The sequence below is a fragment of the Microcoleus sp. MOSTC5 genome, from assembly GCF_036701825.1.
GTDB classification, from domain to species: Bacteria; Cyanobacteriota; Cyanobacteriia; order Cyanobacteriales; family Microcoleaceae; genus Microcoleus; species Microcoleus asticus.
On the sequence record NZ_JAUBRK010000006.1, the window covers coordinates 104,187 to 128,981 of the forward strand.

At 45.7% G+C, this 24,795-nt stretch carries 21 protein-coding genes and 1 tRNA gene; 7 read left to right on the forward strand and 15 right to left on the reverse strand.

All coding sequences use genetic code 11. The features are described from left to right. Positions 1 to 534: 534 nt before the first annotated feature. Complete coding sequence (locus QUA54_RS04355; protein ID WP_172190886.1) at positions 535 to 1,212, reverse strand: Npun_F0813 family protein; 678 nt, start codon at positions 1,210 to 1,212, stop codon at positions 535 to 537. A gap of 940 nt (positions 1,213 to 2,152) precedes the next feature. On the opposite strand from QUA54_RS04355, the gene QUA54_RS04360 reads away from it, so the two are divergent. The 4 genes from QUA54_RS04360 (at position 2,153) to QUA54_RS04375 (ending at position 6,276) form a co-directional block, all read left to right on the forward strand. Next, positions 2,153 to 2,226, forward strand: a tRNA-Arg gene (locus QUA54_RS04360). Between the two features lie 345 nt (positions 2,227 to 2,571). Then, on the forward strand, positions 2,572 to 4,203 hold the full coding sequence (locus QUA54_RS04365) for a site-2 protease family protein (protein WP_333413520.1): 1,632 nt from the start codon (positions 2,572 to 2,574) through the stop codon (positions 4,201 to 4,203). A gap of 240 nt (positions 4,204 to 4,443) precedes the next feature. Next, positions 4,444 to 5,394 carry a PIN domain-containing protein gene (locus QUA54_RS04370; RefSeq protein ID WP_333192738.1) on the forward strand — a complete coding sequence of 317 codons (951 nt, stop codon included), beginning with the start codon at positions 4,444 to 4,446 and terminating at the stop codon, positions 5,392 to 5,394. Positions 5,395 to 5,532: 138 nt separating this feature from the next. Next, positions 5,533 to 6,276, forward strand: a complete 744-nt coding sequence (locus QUA54_RS04375) for a hypothetical protein (protein WP_333413521.1) — start codon at positions 5,533 to 5,535, stop codon at positions 6,274 to 6,276. A gap of 146 nt (positions 6,277 to 6,422) precedes the next feature. On the opposite strand, the gene QUA54_RS04380 is transcribed toward QUA54_RS04375, so the two are convergent. The 3 genes from QUA54_RS04380 to glpX all read right to left on the reverse strand — a co-directional run bounded on the left by QUA54_RS04380 (position 6,423) and on the right by glpX (position 12,129). Then, the gene (locus tag QUA54_RS04380; protein WP_333413522.1) at positions 6,423 to 9,431 is read right to left on the reverse strand and encodes a UPF0182 family protein; all 3,009 of its coding nucleotides are present in this window, start codon (positions 9,429 to 9,431) and stop codon (positions 6,423 to 6,425) included. A gap of 222 nt (positions 9,432 to 9,653) precedes the next feature. After that, on the reverse strand, positions 9,654 to 10,946 hold the full coding sequence (locus QUA54_RS04385) for a glutamyl-tRNA reductase (protein WP_333413523.1): 1,293 nt from the start codon (positions 10,944 to 10,946) through the stop codon (positions 9,654 to 9,656). Positions 10,947 to 11,091: 145 nt separating this feature from the next. After that, positions 11,092 to 12,129 (reverse strand): class II fructose-bisphosphatase, encoded by a 1,038-nt coding sequence (glpX, locus tag QUA54_RS04390; protein ID WP_333413524.1) that lies wholly within the window; start codon positions 12,127 to 12,129, stop codon positions 11,092 to 11,094. Positions 12,130 to 12,156: 27 nt separating this feature from the next. On the opposite strand from glpX, the gene QUA54_RS04395 reads away from it, so the two are divergent. Next, entirely contained in the window at positions 12,157 to 12,525 is a 369-nt protein-coding gene (locus QUA54_RS04395) for a hypothetical protein (RefSeq protein ID WP_333413525.1), read from the forward strand. Between the two features lie 99 nt (positions 12,526 to 12,624). Beyond that, positions 12,625 to 13,242 carry a CP12 domain-containing protein gene (locus QUA54_RS04400; protein ID WP_172190894.1) on the forward strand — a complete coding sequence of 206 codons (618 nt, stop codon included), beginning with the start codon at positions 12,625 to 12,627 and terminating at the stop codon, positions 13,240 to 13,242. Positions 13,243 to 13,362: 120 nt separating this feature from the next. On the opposite strand, the gene QUA54_RS04405 is transcribed toward QUA54_RS04400, so the two are convergent. From QUA54_RS04405 to QUA54_RS04445, 9 genes are all read right to left on the reverse strand, one after another. Then, positions 13,363 to 13,749: a VOC family protein gene (locus QUA54_RS04405; protein WP_333413526.1), complete on the reverse strand. Its 387-nt coding sequence runs from the start codon at positions 13,747 to 13,749 to the stop codon at positions 13,363 to 13,365. A 203-nt stretch (positions 13,750 to 13,952) separates the two neighbouring features. Next, positions 13,953 to 14,624: an SOS response-associated peptidase gene (locus tag QUA54_RS04410; RefSeq protein ID WP_333413527.1), complete on the reverse strand. Its 672-nt coding sequence runs from the start codon at positions 14,622 to 14,624 to the stop codon at positions 13,953 to 13,955. A 105-nt stretch (positions 14,625 to 14,729) separates the two neighbouring features. Further along, on the reverse strand, positions 14,730 to 15,674 hold the full coding sequence (gene uvsE, locus QUA54_RS04415) for a UV DNA damage repair endonuclease UvsE (protein WP_333413528.1): 945 nt from the start codon (positions 15,672 to 15,674) through the stop codon (positions 14,730 to 14,732). 233 nt (positions 15,675 to 15,907) lie between these two features. After that, complete coding sequence (locus QUA54_RS04420) at positions 15,908 to 16,114, reverse strand: hypothetical protein (RefSeq protein WP_190661448.1); 207 nt, start codon at positions 16,112 to 16,114, stop codon at positions 15,908 to 15,910. Between the two features lie 263 nt (positions 16,115 to 16,377). Next, complete coding sequence (locus QUA54_RS04425) at positions 16,378 to 18,030, reverse strand: AarF/ABC1/UbiB kinase family protein (protein ID WP_333413529.1); 1,653 nt, start codon at positions 18,028 to 18,030, stop codon at positions 16,378 to 16,380. A gap of 452 nt (positions 18,031 to 18,482) precedes the next feature. Beyond that, entirely contained in the window at positions 18,483 to 18,725 is a 243-nt protein-coding gene (locus QUA54_RS04430) for a hypothetical protein (protein ID WP_333413530.1), read from the reverse strand. Positions 18,726 to 18,853: 128 nt separating this feature from the next. Next, positions 18,854 to 19,480: a hypothetical protein gene (locus QUA54_RS04435; protein ID WP_333413531.1), complete on the reverse strand. Its 627-nt coding sequence runs from the start codon at positions 19,478 to 19,480 to the stop codon at positions 18,854 to 18,856. Between the two features lie 110 nt (positions 19,481 to 19,590). Further along, complete coding sequence (locus tag QUA54_RS04440; RefSeq protein ID WP_333413532.1) at positions 19,591 to 20,325, reverse strand: cadmium resistance transporter; 735 nt, start codon at positions 20,323 to 20,325, stop codon at positions 19,591 to 19,593. A gap of 143 nt (positions 20,326 to 20,468) precedes the next feature. Next, on the reverse strand, positions 20,469 to 21,173 hold the full coding sequence (locus QUA54_RS04445) for a DUF1003 domain-containing protein (RefSeq protein WP_333413533.1): 705 nt from the start codon (positions 21,171 to 21,173) through the stop codon (positions 20,469 to 20,471). Positions 21,174 to 21,817: 644 nt separating this feature from the next. On the opposite strand from QUA54_RS04445, the gene QUA54_RS04450 reads away from it, so the two are divergent. Further along, positions 21,818 to 22,534: a hypothetical protein gene (locus QUA54_RS04450; RefSeq protein WP_333413534.1), complete on the forward strand. Its 717-nt coding sequence runs from the start codon at positions 21,818 to 21,820 to the stop codon at positions 22,532 to 22,534. Positions 22,535 to 22,628: 94 nt separating this feature from the next. Here the strand turns inward: QUA54_RS04450 and QUA54_RS04455 are convergent, their stop codons facing one another. Further along, the gene (locus QUA54_RS04455) at positions 22,629 to 23,690 is read right to left on the reverse strand and encodes a mannose-1-phosphate guanylyltransferase (protein WP_333413535.1); all 1,062 of its coding nucleotides are present in this window, start codon (positions 23,688 to 23,690) and stop codon (positions 22,629 to 22,631) included. A gap of 145 nt (positions 23,691 to 23,835) precedes the next feature. After that, positions 23,836 to 24,768 (reverse strand): trypsin-like serine protease, encoded by a 933-nt coding sequence (locus QUA54_RS04460; protein ID WP_333413536.1) that lies wholly within the window; start codon positions 24,766 to 24,768, stop codon positions 23,836 to 23,838. Positions 24,769 to 24,795 lie beyond the last annotated feature (27 nt).

Sequence of the window (24,795 nt, forward strand, 5' to 3'; positions counted from 1 at the left end):
TTCCACGAGACATAACTAGCGGTTGAACGCACCCCATCTCAATCTTTGATTGTAGATGAGGATTCTTTCGCAACAGAACCTTTGTCTGACGCTCCCGGAAAAACTGGCGTCCTCAGCGTGTCCTTGGGACTTTTGCCCTCCTACACTCTAGAAAGACTAAGCAAGAATAATATCTATTTACTAATTCAAGGAATTAGTCGTTAGTCGATCTTTTGCCCGGAAATAAATGATAGAAATACGGTATATGTCTCAACCATTAAGGCTTTTACAGTACCAAATCTATCTCAGAAATTATACCCTCAAATGTTGCTGTATCTGTTTTTTTACTTCCGCACTCCCCGACTCCTATCAATGATTATGGGTGGGGAAGTGCGAGCGATCGAAATTTAGTTAAATTGCCAGACATTAACTGGCTTCCAAAACGACTCAACAATTTGGTTGCTTAATACACGTTGGTAATCCAACCTGTATATCGCGTACCCCCTACAGTGCAATTATCTGGGCGCAATTGTCTGAGCAATTGTCAAAGATCTTCTATGCTGCGATCCACAACTTGTTGAGGGCTGATTGTTTCAGCCAATCTATAAACTGAGTGCGATCCGCTGCTGGCATATCTTGCAGCACATCGCTCACTCCCTCAGCGAATCCCGTATCGCCAAAGTATGATTTACCCAAACGGTGGAGTTCTTGCAATAAGGTCTTGAGATGCTGCTCTTGCCAAGGGGGCGCCTTGTGATTTTGCAATGGACTAACGGTTAGCCAATTTTTGATCGCATCAGCGGAGTCTGCCTGGGGGAAGTTTCCCTGCTGAAATACCTTGGCGATATCTTTCTGAAACGATGCGGCTTGCCTTGCACCTAAGAGGTCTTCTACATCGAAGTAAACAGCTTGGAGGAGCAGCAGACAACCTTGCGCGAACAGCGGTGCTTTGGCTGCTGCTTCATTACCTGCCGGTTCTTCACCGGCAAGCTGATCTAAACGGACTTTTCCCCAGACGCTATATCGATCCGGCTCTTCTAGCAGAACACAGGCTTTGCCTCGGTTGTCGGTTAAGTCCCGCCACAAGGCTCTGGCGTCTTCTGCTTGCTTGCCGTTGAAGGCGCTGATTAGGCGAAAAGTCTGCCCCTGATAATTGAGAATGGGAATTTGTTGATCCCGTTTTGGGTGTTGAAAATTGGTTATTTCAACATCCTGCCGTTTCAGAATAAACATGACACTGCGATTTGACTCCTGTCATGGCCGAGGTGCTGTGCTTTTGACACTCCCCATGCCTAAAGGCGAGGGGATTCTTGATTCCGCGAGTCCACTTAAATTAGCAGGATTGCTCCCGATCACCCAGAGATGGTGCTCTCCTCAAGCGTTACGATACTTTTTTGCTAACCAATGCTAACAAGTATCTAAGCTGAGATTGTCTCTCAGCCTTGGGGTATCAATCAATGCACGAATGAAAATCGCCCGCCCACAATTTACAACTGCTGTACTGGCAACGCTTGATTTTCGCGCTCGTGCCGAGCGGTCGATTGACTCTTTTGCTTTAATGCCGTACAGGAAGCTTATATACAGGCTCCATAGCATCAAGGATTTTCACCTGAGTCTTTCAATCCTAGTTCTACCACATTTTTATCAAATATCAAGTCGAGCACAATGTTAGGAAACATAACTAAATATCAGCAAATTAGTCATTATGGCTCAACTCATGCCTAAAATCAGGGGACGATCTCTGGTTTTTCGGTAATGCGGTCAGCGTTTTAGGCTTTACCACTATCGGATGTTAACATAACAGATCTACATCTCCGAAAAAGCACCTGTGACTCTTATCATGTCTGAACCCCGTCTTATTTTATGGAGATATCCGATCGACAAAATATTTGGGTTTTAACTCGACCTCTAAATACCTGACATTAGTTCACGCCGTACCTAGTTTTGATTGGAAATTTACAATTGTGCTGTTTGCAGGTGAGTCGCTCCAGCTTTTGTCAGATACACTCTTGGACGCACAAGCACTCTCATCACCTTGGTTTTTTTCCCGATCCCTCGCGATCCACCCCCTATTTTCGTACATCAAACCGGTTTATGCGAAAGTCATAACATTATTTACTTGCTCGATCGCACACTGCACCGATACAATAATCTTGTTAGCGATTTTTGAGTTGGGTGCGTAACTCAGTTGGATAGAGTAGCTGCCTTCTAAGCAGCGAGCCGCAGGTTCAAGTCCTGCCGTACCCGTTACACAAACTTAGTGATATCAAGGGTTTCAGCACTTTTTTCCCGAAAAGGAGAGAGCGGTTGAAATCTTATTTGTTTCGGATTTGTTTCGGATGCTCGAATCCGAAACAAATCCTTGAAAAAGCCCCGCCTGCCAAACCAGGGCTCATCTTCCCGCTTGCGGGCGATCGACACTGCTACCCTTCTGAGTATATGTTTGCTATAGCCGATGTGGTATCATAACAAGTCTATTGTGTCAATAGCCTAGAGCCTGCGATGTTCAAACAGCACCAGCAGCAGGTTGTAGGCCGATTAGCCCTCAGGGGTTATCCTTAGTAATCAGGCTAGTTTCCGACAGGTTTGGATATGTTCCCAACAACTCTATTTCATATTCCCCAAAATTTAATGCTATTACTCGACCGCAGCGCGATCGACCGATTAGAGCCCCTATTCGCGCAAGCAGCCGGAATGCCTATAGTTGCATCGGAAAATACGGCAACAATTGCGCTCGTATTAGTTGCTCTGGGAATTCTGGGTTGGGGATTTTATCGCGCCAGACCTTTTGGCAAACTGGGAATTTTGGCTTGGTTGCAGTCAGTTGCGCTGATGAGTCCCTGGTTGCTGTTCTTTGGTTTGTTCGCCGCCGGGATTTACCTCAATCTAGTTGCGGTATTGTTGCTGCTGGTGGCATCCACGGGATTGTACATTTATCTGGGCCGGCAATTGCGTAAGGCTGCATCCGATGCAGTGCTGCGATCGCCCCCCGATGCTGCTGAGGTAAAGTCGCAAAGCGATGCTTTCTCGGCCCCTGAGTCGCAGCGACCACCTGGCCCAGAAACCATTAAGATCGTCACCTCGTCACCTGCGAATAATGAATCAGAAATAATTCCCGTTCCAGTTGAAGACCTCAAGGCAATTAAAGGCATCTTTGGAATTGATACTTTCTTTGCCACAGACACGATTCCCTATCAAGATGGGGTAATCTTGAAAGGCAATCTCCGGGGAGATCCAGAACAAGTACACTCACGTTTGACGGCAAGTTTGGAAGAAAGATTAAACGATCGCTACCGCCTATTTTTAGTAGAAAATCAGGACGACAAGCCAGTAGTTATTATCTTGCCCAGCACCAACGACCCGCAGCCAACTACCGTATCTCAAAAAATCCTAGCAGTCGTGCTGCTGCTGGCAACAATTGCTACTAGCTTAGAGACAGGCGGTTTGCTGCTAGGTTTCGATTTCTTTAACTCGCCGGGTCGATATCTAGAAGTTCTGCCAATTGCAGCGGGAATTTGGGCGGTTTTAGGCTCGGGTGAAATCGCTCGCCGAGTGCTGGCAAATCGGTACAAAGTTGGCTTGAGTTGGCCGTTTTTTATACCAACTTTGCAGATAGGTTGTTTTGGAGCGATCGACCGTTTTGAGTCGCTGCTGCCCAACCGTAAAGTTTTGTTTGACATCGCTTTTGCCGGGTCAGCCGCTGGGGGAATAGTTTCTCTGCTAATGCTGGTAACGGGTTTGCTGCTGTCTCACCCCGGCAGTTTGTTTCAAATTCCCGCAGAATTTTTCAAGGGCTCGGTTTTGGTGGGAACTTTGGCAAAAGTGGTTTTGGGTTCGGCCTTGCAGCAGCAGATTGTTGACGTTCACCCGCTGGTAGTTATCGGTTGGTTGGGCTTGGTAATAACGGCGATTAATTTGATGCCGGCGGGACAGTTGGACGGGGGTAGAATCGTGCAAGCCATCTACGGTCGGAAAATAGCAAGTCGCGCTACTTTGGCGACGTTTGTGGTGCTGGCGATCGCTTCTTTAGTTAATCCTTTGGCTCTGTATTGGGCGATCGTGATTCTGATTTTACAGCGGAATCTGGAGCGGCCGAGCCTCAACGAGCTAACTGAGCCTGACGACGCTCGCGCGGCTTTGGGTTTGCTAGCTTTGTTCTTGATGATTGCTGCGCTGTTGCCGTTGACTCCGGCTTTGGCGGGCCGTCTGGGAATCGGGAACTAACAGTAGCCGCGCGTCTTTGGTAATAGGCTCTTGGGTTGCGGTAAATTAGTGGAATATAGGGATTGAGCGATCGAACTGGGGAAATTCGGGCGATCGGGTTCCTAACTACTAATTTCCAATTAAGATCCCCGCCCTAGGCAATTTATCTATTACCAAAAGTTGATTTTTTTATAACCCAAAAGTTGTTTAAACTTGATAGATCGAGTTTAAATAACTTATCTGAGCCTATAGGATAAAGTCATGGCTAATCAACTTCCTCCTGTATTGGTAACTTTTGATGCAGATGTTTTAATGGCTGGCAGAACTCAAGTTTGGCAAGAATATGCCAAGGTGGGGACTTGCTATATTCCGGAAGTAGTGTACGACGAAATAGATCGTCTGACAGGGCAAGCGGTGGAAAAAGCTCAAGAGCAAGTAGCTAGAGAGTTTATGCGCTTTTTTGCCGACAGCGGCTGGATTGCAACTGACGCTCAGGAAACACACCGAGCTCTGGAACCTTCGATCAAAAATCAAAGCAAGCCAGCAATGCTCGTGGTAGCGACGGCTCAGTGCGTTTACGGTTTGGCTCAGGAACACCCCGACACTTTGGTGATTTTTGTGTCCAACAGCCAGCCTCTGCTGAAGCGGCTGGCTTCTGTGGGGGCTGCGAATCTCTGCGGGATTACCGGGGCGATGCTGTTAAATTGGGCGAGGAAAGGGGAACGCCCGCCGGCGGCGACTCAGCAATTGCAAAGTTTGATGCGCAGCCTCGCCGATCGCAAATCGACTCAGCGCTCTAACAGCAGAATTCAGGAGGCTGCGGTAGGCCAAACGGGGGCTTCTGCTAGCAACTTAACGGGGACGCGCGGCGCTTCTGAATTGAAGTCGTCCAGCAGTTTTAGTAAAACTCATAAAACGGGTTTGACTGAGATGCGCAGTGCGAGTGCCCGCCCCAAAACCCCGTCCCGCAGTCGCGAGGAGTCCAGAGATTACGAGCCGGCTGTATATCGGCTGAAACATATTACACCTCCGCCAAAAAGGAACAGCGGTTTCCTGTCTAGTGCGTTCAATTTTTTGGGAGCGTTATTTTTCTTGACGGTAGCGGTGGGTATTTTGTGGCGAGTGTTCGATGTTAAGGGTTTTAGAAAGACTTTTGTGCCGGCTCTACCGCAGCCTGTGCAACAATTTGTTAAGTCGATCGACCCTAAATAATCTGGTTTTCTGAAAATTCTACCTTCTGATCCTGCTGACTTCTGCCTTTGGAAACTGGGATAGCACGCGAGGCTAACAAATTGGTTCGCTCCCCTAAATATAGCGGTAAGCTGCTCGTGGCGCACCCTACGATTAGAGTTGCTGCCCTTAGTCCGCTGGGAATTTTCAACGGCTACTATCAGAAGAGAAGATGAACGCTTTACTTTACCGCTCCAAAAATCCCTCGTCATGCTGAACTGGAACCAAATAATTAGTGGATTAGCACTGGCTTTTGCGGGTTTTGCTTATGCTTTAGTATTTTTTGTTCTTCTTCCCTTCAGACAGTACGATTATGCAGCACCACTTGGGGCAATAGTAATGGCGATCGCCCTTACTGTAGCAATGAATTGGCTACTATCTGCATCGTTGCTAACTGGGTGGAGTTGGGTGGCTGCATTATTTGGTTTTCAGGTAGCCCTCATATTTTTTGGTAGGGTGTTTCTGGAAGATGGGCTGTACCTGCCAAATTTGTTGTTTTTTGGAACTATGAGCGTAGGATATGCGAGCGTTTATACCAGTTTTCCACAACAAAAAACACTGGTAATTGTGGGTTTATGTACAATATTTTTCCTAGCTTCAATGTACTTATCTTTGATGGGCAGCTATGTGATCAAAGGCAAAAATCCGTTTCAGGGTTCTTCTACCCAGATGCTTCCGCTGTTGAATCAAAGGGTAGAAATTCTCACCGACAATCTCAAACAATTGTATTTGAATGGCAAAACTGGCGAACTCACGCATATTGACCGTTATGAGGTGACAGTGAAACTAGATTCTGCAGGAGACGAGAGATTGATGTGGCCCTATGTCTATGTTTGGTGGCAGGATATCAAGGCGGCTAACTAACAGAAATCTCAGTAGTTTACATGAGCAATGCCCTAGTGAAACAGGTGGATGTAAATAATCTCAGACCCATAAAGCTAAATAAATTTCTCTCTTTCTCTTATATTTTCGCTGTATTTTCTCTGTGCATCAAGAGCGTCAATATCGGTTCATTCACTCTTTAAAGCTGGTTTAGTTCCTTCTACAGGTCGCACAATTGCGGGTTTATTGGTAGATGTTGCCTGAAAAAGTGCCTTGAGTGCCAAATTAAGATTTTCTGCCATGACGATGCGGTTTTCGTAGACAGCAATAACTCTGACTAAAGTTGGCAAACTATTGCGCTCGGCTTCTAAGTAAAGAGGTTCCACATACAGTAAAGATTGTTCAATCGGAATTACTAATAAGTTTCCTTGATTTGCTTTGGAACCCTGGCGATTCCAGAGAGATATTTGTTCGGAAATAACAGGATCTTGGTTAATTAAAGCTTCTATTTGTTCCGGGCCGTAAACTAATCGCTGCTTGGGAAACAGATACAGCAGCAATTTTCCGTAATCGCTACCATCCGATCGCCCTGCAATCCAAGCAATTAAATTGTTGCGGCTTACTGGTGTAAATGGGAGCAGCAAAATAAATTCTTCTGCTGTTTCCGTTGGCAGTTTCGTAATTAAATAATACGGTTCTACGGGCTGCTGTTCGCTGCCATAAATTTCGTTGGGAACTCGCCACAAATCCTCCCGATTGTAAAATACTTGCGGGTCTTCCATATGATAAGTTAGCAAGCGTTCCGATTGAATGCTCAACAAATCTACTGGATATCTGATATGTTTGCGGAGAGCCGGAGGCATTTTGTCAAGGGGCTTGAAGAGTCCGGGAAAAATAGCAATCCAACTGTTAATAATGGGGTCGGAGGGGTAGGCAACGTAGAAGTCAACAGACCCGTTGTAGGCATCAATCACTACTTTAACGGAGTTGCGGATGTAGTTAAACTCATGATTTCCCGGGTCAGAATACGGATAGCGATCGCTGGCTGTATAGGCATCGATAATCCAGTAAAGATAGTTGGGAGATTGATCGGTGACCGAGGGTGAAGCCTTAATCTCGTTGCCATTTTCATCCTTTTCTTTTTCTATATCATCTTTGCTAAGATTGGCGTCTGCTACTACTAAATACGGGTCGGAATCGTAGCGCAAAAAAGGAGCAATCGCCCGGACTCTTTTGTTAATATTTCGGCGGTACAGCAATTTAGTTTCTGGCGTAAAATTGCGGGTCAGCGCCATTTGCCAATTTTTGAGATAATTAGCAAACAGCCAGCGCCGCCACATAGAGCCGATCGCAATTCCGCCCCTACCGCTGTAAGTATTGTAAACATTGTCTTCGCCGCTGGGATAGTCGAATTCTTTGACTTTTGTGGCTGTCATCGCGTCTGTATCGGTTACTTCGCCGTAGTAAATTCGCGGGTAGCCGATCGGAATACTGGCCCGAATTCGATCGCTCGTTATTTCCAAAGCAGTCTCTCCTTTCTGGGCTGCAACTCCAATATCTTTGACCAAATAATCGGGTAAACCGCCTACACCGACTGTATTTACGGGAGAAAGAGTAAAGCCGTAACCGTGAGTGTAAACCAGGTGTTCGTTCACCCAAGTTTGAGCTTCGGGGGCAACTGCTGTGTAATCTAATTCCCGCGCTGCCAGAAGCACTTGTTGGCTTTCCGCATCTCCATTTTTTGTTTTTTCATTTTTGATTGTGTAGCGATCGATATCGGCATCAAGGAATGTATAATAGGGTCTGATTTGCTGTAACTGTCGGTTGGTTTGCAGCAGCGGTAGTTTGTCCCACAGCCGGATGTTGCTAATAGTAAGTTTATTTTTTTCTAAGTCGGAATAAGTAAGTTGCCCGACGGGATCGAAAGTTTTTATTTCAATTTGTTTGAGGTCAAAGGCTTCTTGAGTAAAGGCAATGCTGTGCTGGATGTACGGCTCTTCTCGTGCTAGTTCGTTGGGCTTAACGAGGAGTTGCTGCACAATTGTTGGCAGCAGCCAACTTCCCAAAAAACTTAAACTTAGCCATGCTAAAATAATCTTTTTTATGAGTTCATTGTTAATTTTGAGTTGGCAAACCTGGCACAGCATCAAAAGTGCGATCGCCCCCGCCAAAATACTCAAAAATCCATAGCAGGGCAGCCGCACCGTCACGTCAGCATAATTTGCCCCGTAAGTAACGTCTCCCCGCGAATACAGCAATGCGTAGCGCCCCAGCCAGTAGCGGAATGCGGCGGCTAGCATAAAAGCTGCACCCAACCCGTACAAGTGCCGCTGCTGCGATCGAGAAAACCCCAAAAATACCCCTTGACTCAGGCTATTTCTCGACAGCAAATATGTTAAAGCACAAGATACTAAACCGTACAAAAATACAACTGTCAGCCAGAATCCTAGCAACTCTAAGATTGGCAAAATAAATACATAAAAGCTAATATTTTGATTAAAAAGAGGGTCGGTTGTGTTAAAATTAGTAGGGTTCAAATATTGCAAAACGTTTGTCCAGCGACTGGCGGCAATCAGCCCGATCGCCAAACTGAGAAAAAGGGCGATCGCCCGCAGCCAAAAATCAGGCTTAATTGCTATAGATAACATTGTCCCCAGCAGCAAGCCCAACTCCCACCAGCGAGAAAATAGCTGCACCCCTATTTGCTGGATTGACTGTATTCCCAATTGCACCGACGGTGCAGGCAACTTGTCAGCTATACCGAAATAGGTGAGGCTGTTTGCAGCTAACAGCCCGCAGTGAATTACTGTCAAAGTTGCGATCGAACTCAATCCGAATACCGCCAACAGCAGCCAGGAAAAGGTAATTTGGGATTTAGCAACCGGTAATTCGTAATTCTTCCCCGTTTTGTTCGCCCTCAGTGAAGCGAATAGCGCCCCCGCAACCGGCGATTTCATTTTCTCTGCGGGATGCTGCAGGCGGCGGGCTAAAGCCAAATTTCCGAATAAAAAGGCAGAAGAAACAGCAATTGCGATCGCCCCCAGCAACCCTTGAGTTTTCAGCTTTAACAGAAAAACCTGAAGATATCCAACTTCCTGAAACCACAGAATTTCTGCCGCAATGCGGGAGGCAAATTCAAAAACCAGCCATAGCCCCGCAATCAGTAGGATTATTTGATAAATTCGCCTATTAGTCATTAGTTATTAGTCATTAGTTATTAGTCATTAGTTATTGGTTGAATGATAACTGATATCAGGTTCGAGCAATTTACCCTCCCGAATGATGCTTTTGCCACAAGGGTTGGAGGCATTTTTATTCATGGTAATTGACCGGACATAATATGACTTCTGCTTTCCAGTCAACGGCTAACTGCTTTCCTGTCAACCGACTAATGACTAATGACAATGACTAATGACAAACTAGCTGTACTGCTGATTGACATCCACATCCAAATTAAACAGTGTTTGCAAAGTTTGCATCGCTTGCCGCCGCGCCTCAATATCCTGCTGAGCGCGCAACTGTACCATCGGATCGTGCAAAATCTTATTCACAATCCCCCTTGTTAAAGATTCAATCACATCTTGATGTTTCTCCGAAAATTCCGAACCAAGACGCGATAAAGCTTTTTCTAACTCTTGTTCCCGAATCAATTCTATCTTATCCCGCAAACAGCTAATTGTAGGAACAGTTTCCAGACTGCGCCACCAGAGATCGAAAGCCTCTACTTCCTGTTCCAGCAAGCCCTGAGCTTCCATTGCCATTTTGCGGCGGGTTTCGTGATTTTGAGCTACCACTGCTTTCAAGTCGTCCACATTAAACGATCGCACATTAGCGAGTTCGTTCGCATCCGAGTCAACGTTGCGCGGCACAGAAATATCCACCAACATCAAAGGGCGATTTGGGTCTAAAGCAGCTTCCAATTTAGCTTTATTTAACAGGGGATCGGTAGCTGCCGTACTGGTGAAAACCAAGTCGGAACTGGCAATTACCTGCATCATTTCTGAGAGCTGATACAGGTGCAATTCAGCATCTTTAAACTGGCCGGCCAACTCCAGGGCGCCCCGCACAGAGCGGTTGACGATCGAAATATGGCTAGCTCCTTTTGAGAGCAAATGCTGCACCAAAAGCCGCGACATTTTGCCAGCACCGATAATCGCAATTTTGCTGCTTGCTAAATGCTGACCCTTCATTTGAGCCAATTCTGCCGCCGCTGAACTGATCGAAACTGCACCGGTACCGATGCTAGTTTCCGTGCGAACTCGCTTCCCTGCTGTGAGAGCTTGCTTGAACAAGCGCTCTAAAATTCTGCCTACACCTTTGTACTGCTGGGCGAGTTTGTGAGTTTGTTTCACCTGAGCCAAAATTTGTCCTTCTCCGAGCACCAAACTGTCTAGCCCAGAAGCCACTCGCATCAAGTGCATCACCGCATCTTCGTGCAGTAAAATAAACAGGTGAGGGCGCAAAGACGGCAAAGGAACTTTACTGCATTCGGAAAGGAACTGAATAACCTCTCGCACACCAGGCTCCGACTCGCTGGTAACGATATAAATTTCTAAGCGGTTGCAAGTGCTGAGGATGGCAACCTCTTGAATGTGCGGGTAGCCGCGCAATTGGGCGATCGCCGCTTCAACTTTCTGTTCTGGAATGCTCAGTTTTTCGCGAACTTCAACCGGCGCTGTTTTGTGGCTGAGACCTACGACTGCAATATTCATATCTGTGATTTGTCACTATTTCTTTCTTAGTTGTTAACAGTCACCTGCTATTAGTTATTAGTTTATCGCTAATTGCTGATCATCGGTGACTGTTAACAGTTAACTGTTAATTGTTAACATTTAACTGTTAACAACTAACTAATCACTAATTCAATTGCAAAGATTTCGGCTGGTCAAACATATGGATTGTATCCACAAATCGAGCTGTTTTCGACTGAGAAGAAATTACCAAACTTTCAGTGCGAGCGCCGCCGCCAAAGAAGCGAACTCCATCCATCAGCGTTCCGGGGGTAATCCCGCAAGCTGCAAACAGAACTGTTTCTCCAGATGCCAGCTCTTCAGCATTGTAAATCTTGTCTGGGTCTGTGATGCCCATGTCTTTCAGGCGGGCAATATTGCTTTCTTTGCTTTCACCGATCAAACCAGTTTTGACAACAGCCGGATCGTAAATTAACTGCCCTTGGAAGTGACCGCCCAAGCAGCGCATTGCTGCTGCGGAAATCACGCCTTCGGGTGCTGCGCCAATACCCATAAGTGCGTGGATGTTGGAACCAGAAAACGCGCAAGAAATCGCTGCCGAAACGTCGCCGTCGCTGATCAGCCGAACTCTTGCACCCGCTTGCCGAATTTCATTAATTAAACCTTTGTGCCGATCGCGATCCATCACGACCACCACCAAATCTTCAATACTGCGGCCGAGGCAATCAGAGATAATATGGAGGTTTTGGGTTGGCGTCTTGCGAATATCTACATGATTCCTAGCAGCAGCAGGAGCAGCCAATTTGTTCATGTAGAAATCGGGAGCAGCAAACAAACCACCTTTTTCAGATATTGCCAAAACTGCCATCGAACCGTTTTGACCGTAAGCAACCAGGTTAGTACCTTCGCAGGGGTCAACAGCGATGTCAATTTCGATCAATTCATCTAGGTTGCAGATTTCTTTGGCATCTTCGCGGGTACAAATACCTACTTGTTCGCCGATGTAAAGCATGGGTGCGTCATCGCGTTCGCCTTCGCCGATCACGATGCGACCGCGCATATGAATTTTGTTCATGCGCTCCCGCATGGCTTCTACAGCCACTCTGTCGGCTTCATCTTTTTCGCCTTTGCCCATCAAGCGAGCGGAAGCGATTGCTGCCTGCTCAACTACTTCGATAATCTCTAAACCGATTACATTGTCCACGAACTAGATCCTCTCAACTTCTGATGCGTGCCTTGTGCTCTTTTGCACTCCCAGCAATCAAGTTTATCAGAGGCGGGGATCTGTGCGAGCGCAAGCAGTTGGTTAGTTTGTGTTAACTTTTGCTTCTTTGAGCCTGGGGCTGGAAAATCTGAGTCAAACAAGCTCAAGGAGCGATCGCCCCCATACTTCACTCTTGCTTGGGGGATCGCACAAAAAGCACGTCTGAGCGGGAACTCGCGGGTTTCCGGAGGTTCCGGGGGATCGATCGGCGGTTTCAGGCAACTTGTCATCCCGAGTGCCGTTAAAGGTTTTATGATTAGTTTGCGATCGCACGATTCATCAGGAACCCAGTTGCTGACCGGATTTATCGTTACTAAACCCAATATTTTAGTATAAACCGGGTTTTTGAGGGTCAGTCCTCATGATGGATGACAAATCAAAAGGACAGCCCAAAATCGGGACGCACTAGACTTTATAAGCAGGAAGCAATAAAAAATGATGATGAAAGCCCAAGATATTATGACCACAGATGTTGTTACCATTCGCGGTTCGGCAACTGTAGCTGAAGCGGTGGCGATGATGAACGAACTGTGTTTGCGCGCGTTAATTGTGGAACGCCGCCACGAACAAGACGCCTACGGAATTGTCACGGAAACGGATATTGTTTACAAAGTAACAGCCTACGGAGTAGACCCGCAGAAAGTCCGCGTCTTCGAGATTATGACCAAACCGTGCATCACGGTGAATCCCGACTTGGGCGTGGAATACGTGGCGAGGTTGTTCGCGAATACCCGAATCCGCCGAGCTCCGGTAATTAAAGACAAACTGCTGGGCATTATTTCAGTAACCGATATCTTGACAAAAAGCGATTTTGTCGAGAAGCCGAAAAGTGTTTTATTTGAGGAAGAAATCGAACGGGCGATCGGGGATGCCAGAACTATCTGTGCCGAGAAAGGCGCTACTTCTAGAGAGTGCGCGGTAGCGTGGGATATTGTAGAGGAAATGCAGGCTGAGGCTTCTCACCAGCGATCGATGAAGCTTGAGAAAACGGCTTTTGACGAGTATTGCGAGGAAAATCCCGAGGCGGCTGAAGCGCGGATGTACGAGAGTTAATTTAGTTATTAGTCATTAGTAATTAGTTATTAGTTATCAACTCTTATTTAAAGATTGATAACTAATAGCTAACAATCGGAAATAGCTGGTTTTCGGCCAGCCTCACGAAAAATAAAAATCTTAAGTGTTTGGCTCAGTCATACAAAACACGTTGAGCTTATTCCCATCAAGATCCCGAAAATATCCCGCATAGAACCCTGGCAACACGCCTCTTGGTCCCGCAGCTCCTTCATCCTTAGCTCCAAGTTCGATCGCTTTGTTATAAACTAAGTTGACTTTTTCTGGACTGTCAACTTGAAGAGCTATCATTACTCCATTGCCAACAGTTGCTGTGTTACCATCAAAGGGTTTTGTAATAGCAAGTGCTGGTCGATCGGGAGAAACGCTCCATGCGATAAATCCGTCGAATTCCATGAATCGTCGAGCGCCAATTTCAGCAAGCAAAGTATCATAAAACTTTGCTGCACTTTCAATATCGTTGCTACCGAGTGTAACGTATCCGATCATATTGTTTTCCCTGATTTTAAGATGAAGAAAAGTCTTTGAGAAAATAACCAGTGAGTTAAACTGTGGCTGATAGAACCAAAGCTACAACTCAAAAATTATCTTAGATTATAACCCACCCTATCTCGGTTTTGTCACTTCCAATGATTATAGTGAAAGCAAGTTTATTTGCCTGGTTTTACAGCAGGCGGTGCTTAATTATAGGTTTATTCTATGGGTTGAATGCACTCTGGACTGTCTTTAGTTGGACTGTTGACGATCGCACTCACCGCCTTTGCTTTCATGGCTTCGGAAGCATACGGCTTTAACAGCGGCAAAACATCCTGAGAATTTTTAACAGAAGGATCTAGCCACTGTTCCCAATCGCTGTCGGAGAGAATCACCGGCATTCGATCGTGCATCGGCTGCACTGTTTCGTTAGCAGCCGTAGTAATTATAGTGCAAGATACAATCTTTTCTGCTTCTGGAGATTCCCAATTTTCCCACAAACCGGCAAAAGCAAAAGGTTCGCCGTCTGCCTTTTGAAAATAGTGAGGCTGTTTGTTCTTTCCCTGCTGCTGCCATTCGTAGAAGCCGTCAGCGACTATCAAACACCGCCTGTGCTTGATGGCGCTGCGAAAAGCAGGTTTTTCGGCTACAGTTTCCGATCGCGCGTTAATCATGCGGCTGCCTATTTTGATGTCTTTTGCCCAACTGGGAATCAAACCCCAGCGCATAAATTGGAACTGTCGCTGGCTTTTTTCTGGTTCAACTGTTACTGTGGCAACTGATTGAGTTGGGGCGATGTTGTATCGCGGTTTGATATCGGGAACTGCCGACAGTTTGAAGAATTCGGCTATGATTTGACCTGAAGTAGTTAAAGTGTATCGTCCGCACATAATTTATAATTGGTATTAACAAAAAGGTAGATTGCGATTTACCGTTGGGCGGGGCGGGTTTTCGAGATTATTGGTGTTAGGCAAAGATGGTTTGAAAACCCCACCCTAAGAGACATTGCTAAATTGTGGAACATTCGCAGACAACCATTCGGCGCGCAACTTTTCAATCGCTAATTCTTTGAATTTAGCTTCTACTTCAATCCAAGGAGCTTGATAATAGCAATTAGGCATTTCTGTAATTAAATCACTGTGGCGCGGATCGGCAAAAAATTCTCTGCCATTCGATATGTGTACTAATTGCCATTCAGGAACAGACCAAGTTGTGCGGGCTGCTGCGAGCATTTCGGGAACGCTGGGATCGTCGTAAGTTTCTAAATGTTCGTGAATGACGTGGTGGTGGGCGTCAAAAACCATTGGTACGCCGGTATCGAGACAAACTTCTAAAATTTCCGAGGAACTGTAAGCGTATTCGTCATTTTCAAAGGTTAAGCGCGATCGAATGGATTCTGGCAAGTCGCGGATGACTGATTTGAGCTGCGAAGTGCGATCGCTCTTGCCGCCGTGAATGTTCATCAGTGCCTGGGGCGATCGGGGCTGTCCCAACATATCTAAAATTAAAGCATGAGTCGCAAGAATTTTAATGCTGTTTTCAACCACAGAAAGCTTGTCGGAACTCAGGACGACAAATTGATCCGGGTGGAGTACCAAGCGGATGCCCAAAGACAAAGCGCGATCGCCGGTATTCCGCAATTCCTCAGTCATGGAGTGTAGCACTGCTTCCCCCAAATCTGTATCTGCAAAAGGGAACAGTGCAGAAGTCATGCGGTAGAGCTTTATCTGATTAACAGAACAGAAGTCGATCGCTTTGTCAAGTCGTTTTAAGTTGTCTGCATAAAGCTCGCGCAATACCGTTTCTTGTTCAATTTCCGAAAGCTGTAAAAGTCGCTTCCGCGTGACAGTACGAAAGCGAACTGCATCAGAAGTCGTAATGCAGACTAATCCCAATTCCGGCAATTTGTCCTTTTCCAATACTTGATTAATCCCGCTCATTTATCAATAATTCCTAACTTGAATTTTAGGTTAAATAGTTTTGTCGTAAGGACTTTAGTCCTTTGTCGTGAAGCTGTAAGGTACTACTAAACCTGCCTAAAGAGTCCGGCAGAGATTGAAATCGCTGGCGGACTCTGGAAGTGCAAGATGTAATTAGTAGAAACCTAATTTTTATCAAACCTCTAATCAACCGCGTCGCAGATAGCATATCGATGCCAATTTAATCGATATAACTATTGCTGTTCTTCGCCAGACTCAGCCTCTTCGTCGGGCCGCGCGGTGGCAACAGGATTTTCCATTGCTTCGTTATGGAACGGATAACCGGATGTTTCTTGATTTAGCGGGTCAGCGGGTTGGTCAGCAGGGGATGTAATTTGACCGTTAGTGTTGGTATTGGGTTTTGTGGAAGAGCCTTTATGGCTGGCGTGACCGCTACTCATCTTTTTTTCCTCAATTAGGTTTATGGAACAATTTCTAGCTTAGACTTAGCTGCTGCGGGCGATCGCCTATCTTAAGTCAGAGATGTTGCTTAACTGTTGAGGATGCTATAGCACTCCTTGCATCAATTGTGAAATCTTTCTCTTCTCTTCTCAACATAGCCGTCAAGAAAGTCTTTGCGGTTCGTCGTTCACAAAAAAAGCCAGTTGCGCGTTTTCCGAATGGATAGCTATATCTCCTAATTTTCCCCCTTTCCCTTTTCCAATCAACTGCGCAAACGACCCGATCGCAGAATGCTAATAATCAACCAAAAACCCAAAAAACTCGCCGCCCCAAACAAACCAGTGCTCAGAAAAGATAGCTGAGAAGTTTGCGCGTTAGAAGAAATAATTGCAGCCCCTATAATCAGCGAACCCACAACAATACTAAAAGAAAGTCGGTTCGCAGAATCCCCCAGAGTGCGGCGTAGCGGATCGAGTTCTTTTAGTGTCAAGTTCCACTTCAAAGTTTCCGAAGTAACCCGGTCTAAAAGCACTTCCACCTGTCGCGGAGATTGCAAAGATAAGCTTTTCAGATCCAGGGCAGTTCTCAGCAGAGCTTGCACCGGGTCATCTCCTAATAACTGACGCCGAAACATATCGGTCATCAGCGGTTTCACCTGCTCTACAATATTAAACCGCGGATTAAAAGAGCGCGCCAGTCCTTCCAAATTAGCTAGAGTTTTTGCATACAAACCGAGATTGCTGGGCAGCCGAATTTTATTTTTGCGGGTGATTTCCAGCACCTCATAAAAAATTTCCGACAAGTTCATTTGCGACAAGCTCACATTGTAATACTTGCGGAGCATTCGAGCTAAATCGTTCTCTAGATTAACTAAACTTGTCGGCTGAGCAAATTCTGCCATTTCCAAAGTTAATTGAGCGCAGCGCTGAGCATCTAAATCGACAATTGACAGCAACATTTCTGTCAAATTTTGCTGAGTGCGCGGGTCTAATCTGCCGACCATGCCGCAGTCTAGCAGGGCTATCCGGCCATCTTTGAGATAAAATAAATTGCCGGGATGCGGGTCTGCGTGAAAGAATCCGTCGATGTACAACTGCTGGAAGAAAACGCGGCAAAGCAGCGTTGTAATTTCTTCGCGTTCGGCATTTACATCTCCTTTGTGGCGAATTCCTTGCAAATCGCCTAACAAAATCGGGACTCCGTTCAGCCACTCCATTACTAAAAGTTTTTTTGTAGTTAACTCCCAGTTAATTTCTGGTAGGACAACTTGTGTGGGGTCAAACCATTTACTTTTAGATAAATTGCGGCGCAGTTCGTCTGTGTAGCTGGCTTCTTGAATGAAGTCTAGTTCTGCACGCAGGGCGATCGCAAATTCTTCTGCTAAGGCGACAATATCGTATTGTTGACCGAAGTCTGTGAGCATCACAAGTTCTGCCAAACCTCGGAGCACGGCGATATCTTGTTCGATGACAATATCAATACCGGGGCGCTGAACTTTGAGGGCGACTTCGCGACCATCTTTTAAAGTAGCTTTGTGGGTTTGGGCGATCGAACCTGCGGCGACGGCTTCAGTGTTAAATTTGGCGAAGGTATTTTCGAGAGATTGTGTGAGTTCCTGGCGGACGATTGCTTCTACTTCCGACCACGGTACGGGCGGTACTTCCGCTTGCAGCGTGGAGAGTGTTTCGATGTAGGTGGCAGGTAAAAGGTCGGGACGGGTGCTCAGCAATTGCCCCAATTTGACAAAAACTGGGCCTAATTCGACGAGGATATTGCGGAGAACTGCTGGAGTTGGGAGACTGGGTGCGTCGGTTTTGCGACCGGTTAGGAGGCTTTTCATGTAGTCCCAACCGTTGCGGAAGACGACCTCTAGAATTTCTCCTTTGCGAGAAGTGTTTTGAACTAGGCTGAACAAGGGGCCTCCGGGTCGATCGGGTTTAAGGGCTATATAACTACTAGGATAGCGCTGTTGACCGGGCTGACCAGTGTCTTGGGGAATAACTTGGGCGAAATAGTGGGAATGGGCGTGAGAACTTTGGGGTGTGGGGGCGATCGATTTTTGGCTTTGGCATACTCCTCATCGTTTACACTCTTACAGCATTTGATAATCAGATACAGGTTGCTGATGAATATTTTTCTTATTTGTTGTTAGTTTGTGTAGCTAAAATCCTGTGCTACTTATAGTTATAAGAAATTGAATTGCACAGGATTGTCTATAGAATGGAAAAAATATTTTGCATTCCCTAGTTGTAAAATATATTGAAAAGATGTTGCCCTCTGTCGATTCCGCAGAGTGGAATAAGTTGATTGAGAAACAGCCTAAAGTATTTTTACCAGAAAGCGACTGGCGATTAAATAAAATCCCAATCAAGTGGGAACAATTGCGATATCCGATTTAGGCAGGATGGAAGAGCGAAGCCAGAAGCGGAGGTACTTTTCTAGTTCCTGAGATAGAACGTTAATCCCTTTTTCATAGGTCGTTTCTAGCAAATGTACAATTGCTTTGAGTCCCTTCCACGTCATATTTGCAGCCGAGTTGACCGCTTGCGGCTTCCCGTTAACTTTTGGGCTGCATCGAGGAATGTCGCGAATGATTGTATCACTCAGCATCTTCTGGCTTTTTTGCGATCTAAAAAAGAGGAGAGGCAATCGCCAATTGTGGCATTGCCTCTCCTCTTTTGGGCCTGGGACCTTATTTTTTCCCAAGTCCCCAACTATTAAGCGTTCCTAAAGAAGGATTAATCAATCAGTTGCGGCGTAGGAACTTGTGCATTAATCTGGGCCTGAGAAAACGAGGGTAGGGCCCAAGTTGTCTCACCCGCTTTAAAAACTTTAGCAGGGGCAACATTCAATTGAATACCACCCGTTGCTGGATTCGTTGTAGCAACTAGCTGCGTACCATCTACAACCTTAATAGCAACCGGTTCAGCCAAAGAAAGTGGCTCAGTCGCCGGGCCTAAAGTAGCTTGAGTCTCTGCTGGCAAGTAAATACCATCGCAATCCCAATCATCATCTGTAATCTCACCGGCTGCCAGGAAATAAAGTTGCGTCGGCGATTTTTTCTGCTTATTCGCATAAACTGCCAGCGTTTGCCCAGTTTGATTACGACACTGAGCCCGCTTTTTAGCAGTTTCGATCACGTACTTCTGCATTTGCAATTCTCCCAACCGCTGTTGGTACTGTTCAGGTGTATAACCCGCAGTCGAAGGATCGCTCTGAGCTGACAAAAGTTGATTCAATTCCTGTGTCACTTCCGCATAGTCAGCCCCCTTTGTGAAATCCTTGCCGGCCCAAGAAGGCTGAGCTACAGCTAAGTTTACGAAAAGCACTAAAGCCACCAGAATTACTTTGAAAAACTTGCTCATTTTTGTTGTCCTTTGTGTAAGAAATCAGAGTTTGTTCTTAGAAAACCCCTCCACTTTGCTGAAATTATAAATTATTTTTCAACTTCAGCAAAGTGGAGGAAACTTGAACCCTAGTTTACCTCAAATTTTTCGATTTTAGGTGCAGTCTCTAACGATTGATAACTGTCTTTAAGCAATATCAGCAGCCACAAGCAACTGATAGCTAAAGTAACTACCGTTAAATCGCGATTCTCTAGAGTATGGCTATCGAGCAGGATCAGCGTACCCAGACCCATTAGAACGAAGGGAACAAGGGAATTACCGTAGCGGACAAGTAGGGTCGCGATCGCGCTCATGCGAGTTAGTTGATACGCCACATAACACCAGACACCCACTAGCAAGAAAAAGACGCTCAGAATCACTAGCAGGCTATCCCAAGTGCAGTTGGCAAACAACGGGACATAAATCCCCACATTATCACCTCCATTAGCAAATGTAACCGCAGCTACACTATAAGTTTGTGGCGATAAAATACTAGCAAAGATAGTGGATGGAGGCGAATCTGTAGCTGTATTTTCATCATCCGCCTCTGTATCTCGATTAACCAGGCGGCTGACTCCAATGGCAATTGGTACTAACCCCAAGATCCCCACCCAAGGGCGCGGCACCATCATACAGCCAAAGAAGCTAGGAAGACTAAGCAGCACCAGTGCTGCGAAGCCAAGATATTGTCCTGTAACAATGTGTTGGCGCCGAAAAACAGCATTGACTTGGGAGAAAAACAGCAGCAAGATGACAATATCATCTAAATTTGTGGCGGTGAAAGCTGTAAAACCTGTGGAAATAGCGGTAATCAAGGGGTTCATATCTAACTGCCTAGATGGTGATGGTAGGATTGCTGGAAAAGTGCCGAAAATTAATTGATCTTGAGGAGTTTTATGTATTAAAAGTGTTACTTGACAGATTGGCTAAACTGACGCTCTCATTCACTGAGTAATAAAGTCGATTGTCACAGCTTGAAATAGGTTGACGCGGATACCGAATGTGTTAAGGGCTTTTGAGTAGGAAGTAAAATTGGCATCACTTCTGCATATTTAGATGAGTCAAATTTCGATTTAAATACTTGGGGAAGTAGGATGGGAACCTCAGGCTTCTGCTTCCGATCGGAAGCAGACGGCTTAGCTGCTTCATTACCTTCGGTAATTGCCTTAACGGGGGCTGGCATCACCATCACTTTGATGGGACTGACAGATGGCTGTTGCTGATTGAGCTTTTCCATTAAGTCAGGAATGTGGTGGCTTAATCGATCGATCTTTTCGTGCAGTAATACCACATCGTGAGCAGCTTTGAGATTAACTTGATGATTGTAGAGATTTTGTTCGCGTTCGTCATCCGACTGGCGGTTTTGACTCATTAACACAATCGGTGCAGTGTAAGCAGAGGCAAAAGAGAATACTAAGTTGAGCAGGATGAAGGGCTGCTGATCCCAGTGAGGAAGGCCCGGTGTCAGGTTCGCGCCCACCCACCCGGCGAGGACTACTGTCTGTCCAATCAAAAACGGCCACGAACCCACTTTCGCTGCTAGGGTATCTGCTAAATGCTGTCCGCGAGTTAAGGCTTTTTCCTCTGGTTTTTGAAGGGTAAGCTGTAAAGGCATTTGATGGCTGGCGGTTTTCACTTTTGGATTAACGCTTTTGGATTGAGTGGATTTCATGGCAAACCTCACGGGTGAAAGTCTAGTTGAAGCTGACTGGTTAATGTTCGCTGGCGTTTTTCTTTCATGGCTTTACTTTAGTCAACCTCGACTCATAAGAGCAAATGTTCTTTTTTATCAAATCAATCACTTCAATTTATAGGCTTGTTGCGAAATAGGAGAGAATAGGAAGAACGAGACAGGGTGAGGGGAAGGCTCAACATGGAACGTACGCGCTCACCTTGACCGATTCCTGCGGGCGATGACCGAATTAAACCAGAAAGCCTTGGATGCCCTCTTGCGGCGCCTTGCGCTGTATGAGCCGGCGCTTGTTCCAGCAACCCCGTCAGCGTGCCAGGGGAGGTGGACGTAAAGCGCGTTTACGCAGTTGGGGACTTGGGAAAAAATAAAGTCCCAGGCCCAATAGAGGAGAGGCAATGCCACCATTGGCGATTGCCTCTCCTAAAATCGCAAAAAAGCCAGAAGATACTGAGTGATGCAATGATTCGCGAGATTCCTCGATGCAGCCCAAAATTTAACGGGAAGTCGCAAACGAGATTTCATGGCGAAAGTCGCCCCAGACTACTTGCGAGGGTGATCCCGTCCAGCCGAGTTGATTTATAAAGTTGTATTTTATTCAAAATTAGGATTAGGAGGTTTTTTCAATGAAATGGCTAGTTTTACTAGAAGATGTTAAAAAGTCTGATTTTGACAATTTGTCGAACTTGCTGCGTTCATCAGATGAATTTAGCTTAATCACAGACAATAGTAAATATTACCTAACTTCTTCGCGCTGGGAATCACTAACGAATCACTCTGCTGTATATTGGGAAGCTACTAAACCTCTTCGAGACATAAGTGCTGTTGCAAGGATTAAATTTACAGATTTTCCACTTCTTAAGCCTGATATGATCTACGAAGTTGACGAAGAAGGTAAGCGTCATGGGTGGCGTGCGCTTTCAGCCACAATTAACGTTGGTTCAAGTTGTTCTGTTTCTATCCAACTAGAAGGCGGTCAAGATATAATCCCTATTTTAGAGTTTGACTCCTGGATGAAGCTGGCAGAAGAAGACGAGATAGTTAAAAATGTTTTCAGACAAATTACGGAGTTTGAACCTAACTGGATTAATCTTTACAAAGTTTATGAAATTGTCCAGAATGATGCTGGTAAAAAAAAGATTCAACAGTGGACTAAAAATAAGATTAGCCTATTCACGCATACTGCTAATAGTCAAAGGGCAATTGGTGATGATGCACGCCATGGTGTCGATAACAACAACAACGATCCACCAAAAGAACCTATGCCACTATCAGAAGCAAAGGCTTTAATTATGACTCTGCTAGAAAAATGGCTTCTGTGGAAGTGCGAACAACAAAAGTAGAATAGTAAAGTACGACACAGATTAAAAAACGAAATTCTGGATAAAGAGTGATTAATCCTTTGTATTCGCCTGCCCAATCTGTGCCGTACTTACATCACAACAAATCTTTCAACTTGTCATCTTCTCCCAACACCTTAATTACTTGTTTAATCTCCTGCGTCCTCTCTTTTTTCACAATCAAAGTCACATTGCCATCTCTGACAACTACCACATCTTCTAAACCAATGGTGACAATGACCTCATTCTCATCGGCTGCATAGAAAATCCCGCCTTTGGTGTCAATTCCGACGTGTTTTGCTAACTCCACATTGGGCTTGTCTCCTTGCAGCAAACGGCCGATCGCATTCCAATCTCCCAAATCGTCCCAGCTAAAGCCTACGGGCAGAACACAGGCTTTTTGCGTCTTCTCCATCAGCGCGTAATCGATGCTAATTTTGGGTAATTCTGAGTACGCCTGCGCGCCTTTTGCCTCCAAAGCTGCCATCATTTCCGGTACATGATTTCGCAATTCTGTCAAGACTGTTCCGACTCGAAATACAAAAATTCCGCCGTTCCAACTAAACTTGCCGCTGGCTACAAATTCTTCAGCAGTTGTGCGATCGGGCTTTTCCGTAAACCTCGCCACCCGATAGGCCGGAAAACCCCCAAAACTGCCAATTTCCTCGCCTTGTTCGATGTAGCCGTAACCAGTCGAAGCATAACTCGGTTTTACTCCCAAAGTGGCGATCGCATCCTGATTTCTCGCCAAATCAGCCGCCGCCTCCAAAGTCTTCTCAAACTCCTCCGGTTCCCCAATCCAGTGATCCGCCGGGAAAAAACCAACCACCGCATCCTCACCGTAACGCTTCGCAGTTTCTATAGCAGTCCAGGCCACCGCCGGCGCCGTATCCCGACCCTCTGGTTCCGCCAGCAAATTCTCAGGAGGCAGCAGCGGCAACTGTTCGCGGACTCCCGCCGCCAACATTTCCGACGTTACCACCCACAAATCGTCCCAACCGTTACCTAATGTTAATAGTCGATCGGCAGTTGCTTGCAGCAAACTCTTGCCGCTACCGTCGAGACTCAAAAACTGCTTGGGCCGCTGTTTGCGACTTAGTGGCCAGAAACGTTCGCCTTTACCGCCGGCGAGAATTACGGGAATTAAGGTTTTGGTCATGATTTGAAGTTAAACGGTTCTGATCTATTTTGCCTGAGACTTGAGGGATTGAAACGCTCGTGATATAATTGATCGAACTAATTAATTGTTGGCAGCGTGGCGTTAACGCGCTACGTTTTTTATTTAGTAGGGATTTTAAAAATGCCTAGGAGGGATTTTTGGTCATCTTGTCAATCCAATTAGCATAAAACGATACCCGCGTGTCGCCGGAAATTTCCCCGAAACTGCCATTGTCGTCAATTTTATCAATATCGGCGATGTTTGTTTTGAAAAATCCCCGATCGCTATAACCCCAAGAACTAATCCCCGCAATCTTCCCATCGACAAACGAAGGCCCGCCGGAATCTCCGCTAGCCGTAGCTATCTCATTTTTCCCCAAACCTCGATCGCGCAACTTCGGAAAATGCCTCCCCAAAGTATCCCGTTCCGCACTTCCATCGTCAAAATCAAAGATTAATTGACTTCCCAAAACCAAATCGGACATATCTGATTCTGTAGCATCTTTCAAAACATCAATTAAAGCATCATAGCGATTCTGTCCGCTATATCTTTTTGCCTCAGAATTAGAATTTTCATCTTGTCCCTTTGCACCTAAACCTATATATCCGTATCCCACCTTTGTCAATACTTTGCCGACTTCATTCTTGTTTCTATTTATATCGTACTGTTGAATACTTTTTGGTGCGACCCTTTTCAGTTTTAAAATAGCAATATCGTTGCCAACTTCTGACTCATAACCATTCCAACCCGGATGAATATAATAATTGCTAACAGAGATCCTAACTTCACCGCTAGGCAATTTAAAATTTGCTTTGATTGCCGTTTCTGCAGGAACCTTGACTCCGCCTCCGTTCAGACAGTGGGCGGCCGTGAGAACGTACAATCCTCCTGTTAGCAGCGAACCCGTACATTGAGTGGGTTCGAGATAGGCGACGCCTGTATATTGATTGAAAGCTAAAGGTTTGCGGGAACTGCTGTTACCAAAAGCACTAATTATTGCTCGCCCGATTTCTGCTGTTTCTAAAACTAACAATACAGTCAAAACAGCCATTAATAAAACTTTTATTGCTGACTTCATTTTTGAGGTTGAATTGATTGAATAGCT

Coding starts and splice junctions, on each gene's coding strand:
- QUA54_RS04420 (WP_190661448.1), bottom strand. CDS start 16,114: ATGAGTAGCGGTCACGCCAGCCATAAAGGCTCTTCCACAAAACCCAAT.
- QUA54_RS04400 (WP_172190894.1), top strand. CDS start 12,625: ATGATGATGAAAGCCCAAGATATTATGACCACAGATGTTGTTACCATT.
- QUA54_RS04355 (WP_172190886.1), bottom strand. CDS start 1,212: ATGTTTATTCTGAAACGGCAGGATGTTGAAATAACCAATTTTCAACAC.
- QUA54_RS04430 (WP_333413530.1), bottom strand. CDS start 18,725: ATGCTGAGTGATACAATCATTCGCGACATTCCTCGATGCAGCCCAAAA.
- QUA54_RS04380 (WP_333413522.1), bottom strand. CDS start 9,431: ATGACTAATAGGCGAATTTATCAAATAATCCTACTGATTGCGGGGCTA.
- QUA54_RS04450 (WP_333413534.1), top strand. CDS start 21,818: ATGAAATGGCTAGTTTTACTAGAAGATGTTAAAAAGTCTGATTTTGAC.
- QUA54_RS04455 (WP_333413535.1), bottom strand. CDS start 23,690: ATGACCAAAACCTTAATTCCCGTAATTCTCGCCGGCGGTAAAGGCGAA.
- QUA54_RS04365 (WP_333413520.1), top strand. CDS start 2,572: ATGTTCCCAACAACTCTATTTCATATTCCCCAAAATTTAATGCTATTA.
- QUA54_RS04370 (WP_333192738.1), top strand. CDS start 4,444: ATGGCTAATCAACTTCCTCCTGTATTGGTAACTTTTGATGCAGATGTT.
- QUA54_RS04410 (WP_333413527.1), bottom strand. CDS start 14,624: ATGTGCGGACGATACACTTTAACTACTTCAGGTCAAATCATAGCCGAA.
- uvsE (WP_333413528.1), bottom strand. CDS start 15,674: ATGAGCGGGATTAATCAAGTATTGGAAAAGGACAAATTGCCGGAATTG.
- QUA54_RS04440 (WP_333413532.1), bottom strand. CDS start 20,325: ATGAACCCCTTGATTACCGCTATTTCCACAGGTTTTACAGCTTTCACC.
- QUA54_RS04445 (WP_333413533.1), bottom strand. CDS start 21,173: ATGAAATCCACTCAATCCAAAAGCGTTAATCCAAAAGTGAAAACCGCC.
- QUA54_RS04435 (WP_333413531.1), bottom strand. CDS start 19,480: ATGAGCAAGTTTTTCAAAGTAATTCTGGTGGCTTTAGTGCTTTTCGTA.
- QUA54_RS04460 (WP_333413536.1), bottom strand. CDS start 24,768: ATGAAGTCAGCAATAAAAGTTTTATTAATGGCTGTTTTGACTGTATTG.
- QUA54_RS04385 (WP_333413523.1), bottom strand. CDS start 10,946: ATGAATATTGCAGTCGTAGGTCTCAGCCACAAAACAGCGCCGGTTGAA.
- QUA54_RS04405 (WP_333413526.1), bottom strand. CDS start 13,749: ATGATCGGATACGTTACACTCGGTAGCAACGATATTGAAAGTGCAGCA.